This is a genomic window from Mucilaginibacter sp. KACC 22063, from assembly GCF_028736115.1.
GTDB lineage: Bacteria > Bacteroidota > Bacteroidia > Sphingobacteriales > Sphingobacteriaceae > Mucilaginibacter.
The window spans coordinates 4,683,695-4,696,922 of record NZ_CP117877.1; the positions used below are offsets into that span (position 1 = coordinate 4,683,695).

General features: G+C 41.8%; 11 protein-coding genes, 1 pseudogene and 1 riboswitch. Of the genes and pseudogenes, 9 read left to right on the forward strand and 3 right to left on the reverse strand.

Annotation, left to right across the window (positions count from 1 at the left end; all coding sequences use genetic code 11):
• Both PQ461_RS20545 and PQ461_RS20550 read right to left on the reverse strand, forming a co-directional pair.
• Positions 1-1,200, reverse strand: coding sequence for a DUF1501 domain-containing protein (locus tag PQ461_RS20545; protein WP_274207441.1), 1,200 nt, complete (start codon positions 1,198-1,200; stop codon positions 1-3).
• Between the two features lie 11 nt (positions 1,201-1,211).
• On the reverse strand, positions 1,212-2,588 hold the full coding sequence (locus PQ461_RS20550; RefSeq protein ID WP_274207442.1) for a DUF1800 domain-containing protein: 1,377 nt from the start codon (positions 2,586-2,588) through the stop codon (positions 1,212-1,214).
• Positions 2,589-2,769: 181 nt separating this feature from the next.
• Here PQ461_RS20550 and PQ461_RS20555 point away from each other — a divergent pair, with 181 nt between their 5' ends.
• The 5 genes and pseudogenes from PQ461_RS20555 to PQ461_RS20570 all read left to right on the forward strand — a co-directional run bounded on the left by PQ461_RS20555 (position 2,770) and on the right by PQ461_RS20570 (position 7,991).
• Positions 2,770-4,740: a DUF3857 domain-containing protein gene (locus PQ461_RS20555; protein WP_274207443.1), complete on the forward strand. Its 1,971-nt coding sequence runs from the start codon at positions 2,770-2,772 to the stop codon at positions 4,738-4,740.
• Positions 4,741-4,747: 7 nt separating this feature from the next.
• Positions 4,748-6,685, forward strand: a complete 1,938-nt coding sequence (locus tag PQ461_RS20560; protein ID WP_274207444.1) for a DUF3857 domain-containing protein — start codon at positions 4,748-4,750, stop codon at positions 6,683-6,685.
• 12 nt (positions 6,686-6,697) lie between these two features.
• Positions 6,698-6,940: pseudogene (locus PQ461_RS21170) on the forward strand (leucyl/phenylalanyl-tRNA--protein transferase); the annotation flags it as partial.
• A 98-nt stretch (positions 6,941-7,038) separates the two neighbouring features.
• Positions 7,039-7,341 carry a leucyl/phenylalanyl-tRNA--protein transferase gene (locus PQ461_RS21175; protein ID WP_337993487.1) on the forward strand — a complete coding sequence of 101 codons (303 nt, stop codon included), beginning with the start codon at positions 7,039-7,041 and terminating at the stop codon, positions 7,339-7,341.
• A 167-nt stretch (positions 7,342-7,508) separates the two neighbouring features.
• The gene (locus PQ461_RS20570) at positions 7,509-7,991 is read left to right on the forward strand and encodes a hypothetical protein (protein WP_274207445.1); all 483 of its coding nucleotides are present in this window, start codon (positions 7,509-7,511) and stop codon (positions 7,989-7,991) included.
• A 51-nt stretch (positions 7,992-8,042) separates the two neighbouring features.
• On the opposite strand, the gene PQ461_RS20575 is transcribed toward PQ461_RS20570, so the two are convergent.
• A complete protein-coding gene (locus PQ461_RS20575; RefSeq protein WP_274207446.1) occupies positions 8,043-9,623 on the reverse strand; it encodes a S41 family peptidase in 1,581 nt (526 codons plus the stop codon).
• A gap of 94 nt (positions 9,624-9,717) precedes the next feature.
• On the opposite strand from PQ461_RS20575, the gene murQ reads away from it, so the two are divergent.
• The 4 genes from murQ (at position 9,718) to PQ461_RS20595 (ending at position 12,964) form a co-directional block, all read left to right on the forward strand.
• Complete coding sequence (murQ, locus tag PQ461_RS20580; RefSeq protein WP_274207447.1) at positions 9,718-10,527, forward strand: N-acetylmuramic acid 6-phosphate etherase; 810 nt, start codon at positions 9,718-9,720, stop codon at positions 10,525-10,527.
• A gap of 33 nt (positions 10,528-10,560) precedes the next feature.
• Positions 10,561-11,127: a hypothetical protein gene (locus PQ461_RS20585; protein WP_274304041.1), complete on the forward strand. Its 567-nt coding sequence runs from the start codon at positions 10,561-10,563 to the stop codon at positions 11,125-11,127.
• Between the two features lie 51 nt (positions 11,128-11,178).
• Positions 11,179-11,913, forward strand: a complete 735-nt coding sequence (locus PQ461_RS20590) for a Bax inhibitor-1/YccA family protein (RefSeq protein WP_274207448.1) — start codon at positions 11,179-11,181, stop codon at positions 11,911-11,913.
• A 313-nt stretch (positions 11,914-12,226) separates the two neighbouring features.
• Positions 12,227-12,964 (forward strand): ThuA domain-containing protein, encoded by a 738-nt coding sequence (locus PQ461_RS20595; protein WP_274207449.1) that lies wholly within the window; start codon positions 12,227-12,229, stop codon positions 12,962-12,964.
• 85 nt (positions 12,965-13,049) lie between these two features.
• A riboswitch (SAM riboswitch) is annotated at positions 13,050-13,164 on the forward strand.
• The last annotated feature ends 64 nt before the right edge of the window (positions 13,165-13,228 follow it).

Genomic DNA, 13,228 nt, shown 5'->3' on the forward strand with positions numbered 1-13,228 from the left:
CTATACCAGGGCTATGCCGTCATATTTTCTGTTCAGCACACTTTCATTGCTCACATCAAGCCACTTATCAAGGATATTGGCATAAACATCCCTGAAATCTACTTTATATTTTAAATCGCCATTATCCAGATCCGATAAGTCAGGCGCATCGTTGCAGATGCCCGGCTTTTGCAATTTGGTGCCGAAAAGCATAATGTTGCTGGCTGTACCGTGGTCGGTACCACCACTTGCATTTTGTTCAACACGGCGTCCAAATTCAGAAAATGTCAGGATCAGCGTATCATCCAGTTTGCCGGTTTGTTTCAGGTCGTTAATAAAAGCAGCCACCGCATCTCCATACATCTTTAAAGCCTTGCCCTGATTAACCTGCTGTGTAGCATGGGTATCAAAACCACTTTGCGAAACATAATATACCCTTGTTTGCAACCCTGAGTTAATAAACTTAGACACGGTACGTAACTGATTACCGGTAGGCGTATGCGGGTATTCTGCTTTTACATTATAAGTTTTAGAAGTATTCTGGATATAATCAGCAGCCGAGTAAGTATCTATCATTGACTTATACAGATAGCCGAGATTATCTTCGCTCAGGTGCTGCGCATCATGCTCGTTCACAATGTTTTTAAAGAATGGCTCGCGGGTATTCTGATATAATTTATAGGGGTCGGATACGGCCATGCCACTCATTGTTTTACCTTTTAAAGCAAGGGACAAAGTATCATCAAGCTCAATTGCAGCATAATCTTTTGGCATAGCAGCCCTGTTGATGTCAAGGTAACGGCCAAGCCAGCCAGTAGTCAAAAACTCATTTGAATTGCTGCCCGTTTGCCATATATCCATTGAACGGAAGTGCGACCTGTCGGGGTTAGGATAGCCAACAGCATTTACAATACTCATCCAACCCTGGTCATAAATTGGTTTTAACGCAGATAGATTAGGGTTAAAACCCTGCATATCATTCAGCGTAATCAGATCAGCCTGCTTAATACCTATAGTAGCGCGCTTTTGGTAATAAATATCGTTACCGTAAGGGATAATTGTATTTAAGCCATCGTTGCCACCCGAAAGCTGTATCACTACCAGATTTTTATGACCGGTTAAATCGCTTTGTGCCAATGCTTCAAACGGTTTTAAAAACGCCGGAAGCATAAATGCACCTGAAGCCAGCATGGAGTTCTTTAAAAAATCTCTTCTTTTCATGACATTCACATTTAGCAGAGTTGATACTCTGGGGTTGAAGCTACCTGTATAATCATTGATTTAATATCCGGCGCCTGGTTAACAGCGTTCAGCACAACCGAGTTTAGCGGCGGTTCAAGCATAAACGCAACTATCTCTTCGCGTGGTTCTTTCAACGGGATTTCGCTTAAAAACTTGTTCCAGTCCGGAAACGCCTGCGTACGCTTAGCATTGTTGAATTGTTGCCTGTTGGTAGCTGCCAAAAACGCCTGATCTTCGGGCGTAGCCTTGCCGGTAAAGTCAATTACACCACCATTGAGCAATATAGATGCAATTTTAATCCGATACATCAGCGACGAACTGTCGATCCAGTTTCTGCCGCCGGGCCATCCGGCTACATTAGGCGGCCTGAAGAGCACCTGCCCCATTGTACGCTGAAACTGCAGCAGCACGTCGGGGTTTTGATAATCGATATAAAACTGACGGCTTAATGATACCAGCAACTCTGCCGGTGATTTGATCAGTACCCCGATATTTTTATCATCATAAAACCAGTCGGCTGTAAATACAAATTCCAGCAGCGGTTTAATCTCATAATTGGCATTGTAAAAAACATCTGCCATCTGGTTAATATGATCTTCATCGGGCACATCATTTACCAGGTACTTATAAAGTTTACGGCTGATAAATTTTGCCGTTTGCTTGTTAGCAAGTATAATATCTATGATGTCTTCGCCGCAAAAGTTAGCGGTTTTACCCATAAAGGTTTTCATGCCCTCGTCATGAGCATAAGGCTGAAAGCGGTATCCGTCTTTTCCGGTATAACGCCAGCCGGTAAATGCCCTTGCCGATGCTTTGATATCATCTTCGGTATAATGCCCTATCCCCAAAGTAAAAAGTTCCATCAGCTCGCGGGCAAAATTCTCATTAGGGTGTCCTTTTGAGTTTTGCTGATTATTCAAAAAAGCAAGCATTGCCGGGGTTTGGGAAACATTAATTAAAAGGGTTTTAAAGTTTCCGAGCGCATGCTCACGCTCCACATTATTTATCTGCTGCTGGTAATAAAAGTTACCGACGTTACATGCAAAGTGATTATGCCAAAACAAGGTCATTTTCTCCCGCAGCTGCGCGTCAGAAAAAGCCATTTGCTTTATCCAGGCAACGTTAAGTGCTCTTTCCTGTTTGTTCCGATCTTCCTGTGCCTGCCTTTTCGTTTCCGGATCGTCAGATTTCGGGCGCAGATCAATGTTTTCGGTTACGGCATTAAGCGGGCTTACTGTTTCAGCGTTTTTAAACAGCTCTTTTACTTTCTTTTTAACAGACACACTTTCGTGATCATGAAGGTCTTTAAACCTGATCCCGAAACCAGCTCGGGCGTAAAGATGTTTTATTTGCCTCGTTGTGTTCATGCGTTAATTGACTAATTATCAGCAATGAGGTTTAAACCTTTATGAACGAAATTAGGCAAACTTTTTCCGCTAAGTTAAATTCGGTTGATTTATTCATTAATACTTCATAAAAGATGAGCTTGCTCTTTTTAAAATTTTAACAGATTATTATCTTAGAAGTCTCTAAACCCTACTAATTTAAATGAGAGCAACCTTACCTTTACTTATTTGCGCTTTAGCGCAGTTAAGTTCCTATGCCCAAACACCAAACCCAATACAAGCATTCGGAAAAATTGACAAAGCTGACCTTGAGCTGAAATCATGTGAATTTGAAAAGGATGCCAATGCAATGGTTTTGTTTGAAAAAGCAACCGTATCTTATGACAATAACCTTAATGTAATTGTTGAAGAGCATCGCCGTATTAAAATATTTAATGATAACGGTAAAAATGAAGCCAACATAAAAATAGAATATGATGGCGGCAACAAGTTTGAAAACATAACCGGATTACAGGCAGAAACCATTAATCTAAACAATGACAAAGTAGAGATTACAAAAGTTGAAAAGGCACAGATATTTACACAAGTGGTAGATAAGGTGCAAAACCTTTTAACTTTTACCTTCCCTAATGTAAAGCCCGGCTCTGTAATTGAATATAAATATAAACGTACTATAAATTCATATCGCTACATACCTGCGTGGTATTTTCAATCAAATATTCCAACAAAGTACAGCGAATTGATTACCGAGATTCCTGACTGGATCAGTTTCCGTACCCCGCTGCATCTTACTCAAGACTTTGTCAAAAACACACGTTCTTCGTCATCAGGAACTATTGGAAGCGGGCCTGATGCCTTTAACTATTATAATGACATTAAAGACATGGCTCTGGAGAATGTTCATTCTTTACCGGATGAACCCTACATGTCTTCGTCTATAGACAACCTGGAGGGTATCTCATTCGAGCTTTTATCTGTGAGGCCAATGGCAAATATTGGTACAGATTATGCCAGCACATGGCCTAAAGTTGGCGAAGCCATTATTAATGATGAAGACTTTGGGAGTCAGATCAGACGTTCATTACTAAACGAAGCTACTGTAATTGCTAAAGCAAAGACTTTTAAAACGGATGATGAGCGTATTAATTACGTTTTTAATCAGGTACGTGACAACCTTAAATGGAACAACAGCGATGCATGGTACACCAACATCGGAACTAAAAGCGCCTGGGAAAAAAAATCAGGCAATGCTACAGAGATCAATTTAATACTTTGCCACCTTCTGAAACAGGCAGGTGTAAAAGCTTATCCGATGGTTGTAAGTACCCGCGAGCATGGCAAAGTAACCCCGGCTTCGCCTTTTATAGGTAAATTTAACAGGGCAGTAGTTTATATACCTGTTGATAGTGCAAAAAACTACGTGTTAGATGCATCAAACAAATACAATGCTTATAACGAAATTCCTGAAAGCCTGCTTAATTCATTTGGCTTAATGATGGATAAAGAGAACAGTATTTATGATTTAAAATATCTGGTAAAATCATCACCAACCCGCAGAACAATTTTTGTGAATGCCAGTATTGATGCGGGCGGTGCCATGTCGGGCACGGCAAGTATAAATAACTATAGCTATTACAGGCTAAACAATATCAAATCTTATAAAACAGATGGTGAGAAAAAATACTTAGAAATGCTGGCTAACCATGACAACAATTTGAAGATTACAGATCTTAAAATGATGAACATGGATCAAGACTCTCTCCCCCTGTCACAAACCATGAACTTCAAACTCGACCTGACCAGCTCTGATGGCAGTTACATTTATTTTGCGCCTAACCTTTTTACGGCACTTAACAATAACCCATTCTTAAGCGAGAACCGTTATACAGATATACAGTTTGGGTATATCAACGATGTATCCATGAACGGCCTTTACAAAATACCTGCCGGTTATAAAATTGATGCGCTTCCAAAAAGCGTTAATATGGTTATGCCGGATAAAAGTATCAGCTTTAAACGTTACGTAGTTGAGCAGGATGGTACGGTAATGATCAGATACAGTATTTCTTACGAAAAGTCGACCTATTTTAAAGAAGATTATGCTACCCTGCACGAGTTCTATAAGAAACTGCAGGAAATGCTCAACGAACAAATAGTTTTAAAAAAATCCTGATCTTCATATGAAGTTAAACACCTTCAACCGCATAGTATGGCTATGCGGTTTTCTCGCTTTTACCACGGTTGCTTTTGCACAGCCTGCAGACCTTTCAAAAGAGCTTTACAAAGCAACGGGCATTGCCGACTCGCTTAAAGAAAACGCCAATGCTGTTATACGCTATTCTTCTGATGAAATACTTATTAAAGGAGCCGGAAAAGCGGTATTGAAACATTATAAATTAGTAACCATTTTAAATGATAAAGCTGATTACGAGGCTCGTTTCCAAATCGGGTATAACAGGAAGTATGATGTTGTAAACAGCATTTTTATGCGTGTTTACAATGCAGATGGCGTATTGCTTAAAAAATATTACAAAAGCGACATGTATGATGGCCTTGCTTATGATGATGCAACCCTTGTAACTGATGACCGTTATTTAGGCATTAAGCATACCATAGCCAGCTACCCTATTACTATTGAAACAGGTTATGAAGAAGATCTTTCCAGCTTTTTAGATCTGGGCTCCTGGAATATTCAAAATTCAGAAACGTCTGTACAGACATCGGTATGCAAAGTGAGCGCAGACCCATCTATCGGATTTAGATACAGCTGCAAAAACGTTAAGCTTGCGCCTCAAAAAGGTAATAAAGACAACCTTGAAACTTATACCTGGCAGGTAAAAAACCTGAAAGCAGAAAAGCCAGAGGACGATGTCCCGGAATGGTGCGTAGCCAAGCGAATTGCATTCGCTGCCAACCAGTTCCAGTTTATGGGTATCCCCGGTGATTTTAGTTCATGGCAAAGCTATGGTAAATGGCAATCAGCACTTAACGCAGATGTTTGTTCTTTACCCGAGGCCAGGGCTGAAGAGATCAGGAAAATGACCGCTGATTTGAAGACCGATAAAGAAAAGGCGAAGTTTCTGTACAAATACATGCAGCAAAACATGCGCTATGTAAGTATACAATTAGGCATCGGTGGTTTAAAGCCATTTCCAGCGACGTTTGTAGATCAAAAAAAATATGGGGATTGCAAGGCACTTACCAACTACATGTATGCTTTGTTAAAAGCTGTAAACATTCCTTCTTATTATGCCGAAGTTAATGCAGGCACTAATAAAGAACCTGCTGATCCGGCTTTCCCCTATGACCCTTTTGATCACGTGATACTTTGCCTGCCATTAAAAGGCGATACAACCTGGTTAGAGTGTACCAGTAACAGGCAGCCATTTGGTAAACTTGGTCCCTTTACTGAAAATCGCAGAGCTTTACTGGTAACAGAAAATGGTGGTATGCTGGTAAATACACCCAAAAGCAGCATGGCTGATAACGTTTTTAACAGCGAAACACACATCGCACTTAATGAGGATGGCAGCGCCAAAGCAACAGTAAAAATACTGAGTACCGGCGAATACCGCGATCTTTATATGGAGATGAAGTCAAACAGTAACGATGACCAGAAAGCATTTCTGATACGTAGTTTGAAACTAAAGCAGCCTTCGGTATTTGATATTAAAGATGGTGCGGATGAAAATGATGTTAAAGAAGTTGACCTGGCTTTGGAGTATGATAAATTTTATGATATGGCTGCCGGTGATAAGCAATTTTATCGCCCGCGGGTATTGGATATCTGGACGGCAGCCATACCTTCGCTTGAAAAGCGCAGATCTGACTTCTTCTTTGAGCATCCTTTACAGAAAAAATGCACTACTGTAATTGACGTTCCGGCAGGTTATACGGTGGAATCATTGCCGGTAAACGTAAACTTAAAGTTTAGCTACGGTAATTATGATGTAACCTATGCTTACGATGCCGCTAAAAACCAGGTAACAAGCATTGCCAATTTTAATATTATCAACAACCGTATACCGGCAGCAAAATATACTGAGATGCAGGTTTATATGGATAACGTTTTAAAAGCACAGAATAAAAAATTAGTGATAAGGCGCAAAGCATCCTAACTTTGCGCCTGCATGATTTTCAGACTTGATGAACGGCTGTTGTTTCCTGACCCTTCGCTGGCAGAAGACGACGGCTTGCTTGCCGTAGGTGGCGATCTTTCTCCTGAAAGGCTGCTGCTCGCTTATGAGAATGGCATATTTCCCTGGTACAGCGACGAAACCCCTATCCTATGGTATTCGCCGCATGAACGGTTTGTACTGTATCCGCAGGAAATTAAGATCAGTAAAAGCATGCGAAAGGTGATTAATGCGCATAGATTCAGGTTAACCGCCAACACTAATTTTGAAGCAGTCATCAAAGCTTGTGCTACTGCACCCCGCGAAGGGCGGATGGTACATGGATCACTAAGGATATGCAAAATGCCTACATCCGCCTGCATCAGCTTGGTTACGCCCATTCTTACGAGGTATGGGAAAATGATGAATTGGTTGGTGGGCTTTACGGCGTGGCCGTTGGCAAAGTATTTTGCGGCGAAAGCATATTTAGTAAAGTAAGTAATGCTTCTAAACTGGCTTTGATATCGCTTTGCCAAAGTAATCAATATGACCTTATCGACTGTCAGCTCCATACCGACCATCTTGCATCGATGGGTGCGCACATGATCAGCCGCGACACCTATTTAAACTTTCTTCATCGGCAAAATATTGACTCTTAAGTAAGTATTTATCCATTACTTAAGTAACCGGATTGATACAAAAAATACTTTAAACTATTTGATGAGTTTGATTGTCATACTTTCAAATTTTTTAAAAACTGCGGCTCTCATGTACTCGAAACCAAGATTTTACAACATGAAAAGCTGCACACTAAAATGATGACCATATGAAAAAGTTAATTTTTATAGCTGCACTTTTAGTAAGCAGTTTAACAGTAAAAATGGCAGATGCACAGGTAAGTTTCAACTTAGGTATTAACATAGGCAGCCAGCCAGATTGGGGCCCTGTAGGATACGACCGTGTTAATTATTACTACATGCCTGATATTAATTCATATTATGATGTACCAAATCATCAGTTCATTTACTTATCAGGAAATACCTGGAGGCGTTCAGCCAGCCTGCCAGCACAATACCGTAACTACGATATCTACAATAGCTACAAAGTAGTAGTTAATGACCGCGACCCGTGGAGAAGGAATAACGTATATCGCAACAGGTATGCAGACTACCGCGGCCGCCGCGATCAGGTAATCATCCGTGATAGCCGCGACCCTAAATATAAAAACCACTGGAATGGTCACGATAATGGCCGCCACAACGGTTGGGATAATGGACGCGGACATGGCAGAGGCCACGGCCGTCCATAAATAAAAAAATAAAGTTTTGTGTTAAGAGGGCTTCCGGAAACGGGAGCCTTTTTATTTAATAGCCGCTAATGCCTTACTGATGGCAGCATCATTCTGGTTCAGCACTTTAAAATAAGCGCTGTTCCCCCATTTAAACCTTGCTGCAAAAGCTTTCAGATAAAGTTTTATGTATGGCTTTGCCAATTTGATCTCGGCAGAATCCATTTCTTTAAGTGTTTTTGAAGCATAAACGATAAACTCGTCCACACGGGCATCACTTACGGTAAAATCCTTAATGTACTCGTCAAACACCGAAAAGCTACTTAAAACAGGCTGCAAGTGATCAATAGCATAAGCTGTATACAGTTGATTATGGCTTAGCTCGCCCAGTAAAGCCACATTAGCAGCAGGATCGTCTGGCACAAAAACATCCGGCATAATACCGCCGCCGCCGTATACCCTGCGGCCCGACTGCGTATGGAAGGCCTTGGTTTTAAATGCATCCTCACTCAGGTTCTTTTCTTCCGAAGTTAGCTCCCCTTTTTGTTCGCGGTCGCCAATCTCTTTACGGTACTCCTCAATACCATCTTTATATGACTTTTGAATCGACCTGCCCGATGGTGTGTAATATCTTGCCACGCTTAGGTTAAGTGCAGAGCCATCGCCAAAAACAAATTGCTGTTGTACCAGCCCTTTACCAAACGACCGCCTGCCAACAAGAACACCACGGTCAAGATCCTGAATAGCGCCTGCCACAATCTCACTTGCCGATGCTGAATACTCATCAATCAACAAAGCCAGCTTTCCCTGCTGGAAAATACCGCTGTCTGTGGCGAAATAATCGGTACGTTCTTCATGTGCGCCTTTTGTAAAAACAATCAGTTTGCCTTTGGTCAAAAACTCGTCAGCCAAAGCAGTTGCCGCACCAAGGTAACCTCCGCGGTTGCCGCGCAGATCCAGCACCAGCTGGTCAACCCCGGTTGATTTCATTTGATTAACCGCCTTACGGAAATCGGTATCTGTTGTTGATGCAAACTTGCTCAGTTTAACATAGCCCGTTTGTTGATTTAAGTTATAAGCGGCATCAAGGCTGCTTAAAGGCACAGGACCGCGTATTAAGTTAAATTTTTTGAATCCGGGTGTTGCATTTCGCTTAACCTCCATAATTACATGGCTGCCTTGCTCGCCTTTTAGTTGCTGATTTACAAAATCGGTAGTGAGCGGCTTGCCTGCAATTTGGTGCTGGTTAATGGTAATCACACGATCGCCATTAACCAGCCCGCTGCATGCGGCCGGGCTGCCCGGATACACCTGCGTAATAAACATGGTATCGCGAAGCAATACATATTCGATTCCTAACCCATTGAATGTGCCTTCCAGCTTTTCATTTACAGTTTGTGCCTGCTGCCTTGGCAAAAATACAGAGTGTGGGTCGAGCTGGGTAAGTACGCTGTTAATGGCTTTTATCTCCAGTGTATCTGTAGCAACATTATCCACATAATGGTGCTTAATCACGTACAGGATGCTATCTATTTTATGATTGCCGTTAACTGTACGCGCTAAATAGCCGGGTTTTGAAATAAGCAAGCCAATGGTGATTCCTGCTAAAAGTAAAATAACCGTTCTGAAGATGACTGAGGCTGCTTGTTTCATTTATTCAGCCATAAAAATACGTGTTAAAAGCTTAACTACTAATTAATAATTAAATCATGAGCTACTTCCATGATTTTTTTTGGAATTTTGTAATATGATCAACACCACCGAACAGGATTCTATCTACAACAACCTTGATAAAATGCCGGTTGCAGAGTTGCTGCAGCACATCAACGAACAGGACCGTACAGTGCCCGATGCTGTGGCAAAAGCGATACCGCAACTGGAGCAACTGGTAAACGTAGTGGTTGACCGCATGGGCAATGGCGGCCGCCTGTTTTACATCGGTGCCGGTACCAGTGGCAGGCTTGGTGTTGTTGATGCATCCGAATGCCCGCCAACTTATGGCGTGCCTTTCGACTGGGTGGTGGGTATTATAGCAGGCGGCGACAGCGCTATACGCAAAGCTGTTGAATTTGCCGAAGATGATATGGAGCAAGCATGGAAAGACTTGCAGGAATATCAAATCAACAGCAAAGATGTGGTGGTAGGCATTGCAGCATCGGGGCGTACGCCTTATGTAATTGGTGGTTTGCGTACAGCCAATGAGCATGGTATTGCTACCGGCTGTATTGTTTGCAATGCCGAAAGCCCTGTAGCTGCTGAAGCCCAATATCCTGTAGAAGTGATTACAGGCCCCGAGTTTGTAACCGGTTCAACCCGCATGAAAGCAGGTACTGCACAAAAGTTGGCTTTAAACATGCTGAGCACCACTACCATGATACGCCTTGGCCGTGTAAAAGGTAATAAAATGGTGGATATGCAGTTATCTAATAACAAACTGGTGGATCGCGGCACACGCATGGTAATGGAAGAAACTGGGCTTGACGAAGCTACTGCTGCCGATTTATTACAAAAGCATGGCAGCGTACGTAAAGCAGTTGACGTATATTTAAGTAAATAAAAAATGCTCCCTTTTATGGGAGACGGAGGATTAATGCACGAAATAGAGCCATATTACCGCTGGCGGGATGATTACATTGCAGCAGAAGACGAGCTTTCGCCGTTCTACTCTACAGTGTATAACGAGTTTGAGTTTGATAAACAGGTATATAACTATTTGCTGCATCCGCAATGGGATTCATTCGGGTCAAATACCATGTATCTGAAGGTACTGTATGTTGATTATGACCGGCATTACAGTATCATTGAATTAATTGGCGAGTGGAATGATGCCATTAACAATGATATTATGCTGCTTAAGCGCGAATTATTGGAATTAATGATGGACGAGGGTGTGAACCATTTTATACTGATCGGTGAGAACATCCTTAACTTCCATGCATCAGACGATTGCTACTACGAAGAATGGTTTCAGGATGTGGAAGATGGCTGGATAGCGGGTATCAACTTCCGCGAGCATGTGATCAATGAGTTTAAGCAAAATAACATTGATTATTACATTAACTTTGGCGGTATGCTCGACGAGTTAAACTGGCGGGCGCTTAAACCCTTGCAGATATTCAAAAAAATTGAGGAGCAGCTCACCCGCAGGCTCAATTAATTTGTTCTTCACAATTTATTGCTACTTTAGAATCGTAATTTATATTAGATAATGGAAAACAATCAACGTGATTTCGCTTATGAGAACGTTATGCAGTTGGATGACTCGCAAACCTCATCGCGGAAATTTATAGCAAATGTATTTTTATGGATGTTTATTGCGCTTGGCCTTTCGGCTTTTACAGCCTACTGGTTTGCGCATGACGTTAACTTACTAACTACTTTAATTGATGTTAATACTGGCCATCGTACCGGCTTAGGCACAGTAGTGATGTTTTCGCCGTTTGCATTTATCCTGGTGATGTCATTCGGTATTAACCGAATCTCAACGCCGGTTTTAATATTCCTGTTCCTGGCGTTTTCAGCTGTTATGGGCATGAGCTTAAGCTTTATTTTCCTGGCTTATACATCAGCGTCAATTTTTGGTGTATTTGTAACCGCATCTGTAGTGTTTGGTGTAATGGCCATTGGCGGATACGTGACCAACAAGGACCTGACCAGCTTTGGCGGATTAATGGTTATGGGCCTTGTAGGTATTATCATTGCCTCTTTTGCTAATATGTTTTTAAAAAGCGAGGGACTTGACAAAGCAATCACTTATATAAGCGTAGCAGTATTTGTAGGCTTAACTGCTTATGACGTACAAAAGTTAAAACGCATTGGCGCAGGTTTAGAATACGGCAGCGCAGCAGCAGGTAAAATGGCTATTATGGGTGCATTAACTTTGTATCTTGATTTCATCAATCTGTTCCTGTCTTTACTAAGATTATTCGGCAGAAGAAGATAATCTGCACAAAATATTTTGAGAAGGGCTGCCCAATGGGTAGCCCTTTTTTGTTGCATAGGTTTTCCTTTATATGGCTACTTTGTGATTTAAATTGAGGTAGTACTAACCTGACATAACCTTTTTCAAATGTGACCTCGGGCTTGTTGCGGCAAACACAGGCAGTGCTAAAACGCTGAAACAACAAAGCAACAAGGCCAAGTCACGAGTTTCTTTTGTATACTTTTCTTTGACGGCCAAAGAAAAGTATCATTAACAATGTCCGCATTCAATATTATAATCTTAACTTAGGTTTCCCAATTACAAACCACATCTGATGAAAACGATATTTAAAAGCCTGCTACTGTTATTTATTTTCGTTGTTACCATTAACTGCACAGCGAAAGTTGCTACAAGCAAACCGCGCGTGCTGGTATTTAGTAAAACAGCAGGCTACCATCATAAGTCTATCGGCCCGGGCATGGTAGCCATAGCCAAACTTGGAGCTGAAAACAACTTTGACGTTGATACCACAACAGATGCTTCTAAGTTTACTACAGATAACCTTAAGCAGTACGCTGCCGTAATTTTTCTAAGTACAACCGGCGATGTACTTAATGATACCCAACAGGATGCGTTTAAGCAATACATAGAAGCAGGACATGGTTTTGTAGGTGTACACGCAGCTACCGATACCGAATACGACTGGCCGTGGTATGGCAACCTGGTTGGCGCTTATTTCAAAAGTCACCCGGCACAGCAGGAAGCTACTTTCAATGTGGTTGATCGCAAATTTATCGCTACTAAACACCTGCCCGCTGTTTGGAAACGCTTTGACGAGCTTTACAATTTTAAATGGCTTGCGCCAGACCTGCACGTGCTGATCACCATTGATGAGAAGACTTATAAAGGCGGCGAAAACGGCGACAATCACCCGATGAGCTGGTACCATGACTACGATGGCGGCCGTGCTTTTTATACAGAACTTGGCCATACGGATGAATCATACCAGGATCCGTTGTACCTCAAACACCTTTTAGGCGGTATCAAATACGCAATGGGCAAGGCTAAATGACCTGCCTTATTCTGTAAAACTTTTAATTCTGTTTCAGACCATTAAGCACATTTGCTTTTTACAAGCTTATTGTGCAATTTTGCAACGCTTATAGAGAAAGATGGAGGGATTAGACCCTGCGAAATCTTAGCAACCTGTGCTTACAAGGTGCTACATTCTACTTAAACTCTACGACTTGATGGGTTTAGGACAGATAAGCGAAAGTCAGCGGATAAACCGCCTTTTTTCGTATAAGCTTAAGTCAGTATCAAGTATTTAGTAGCA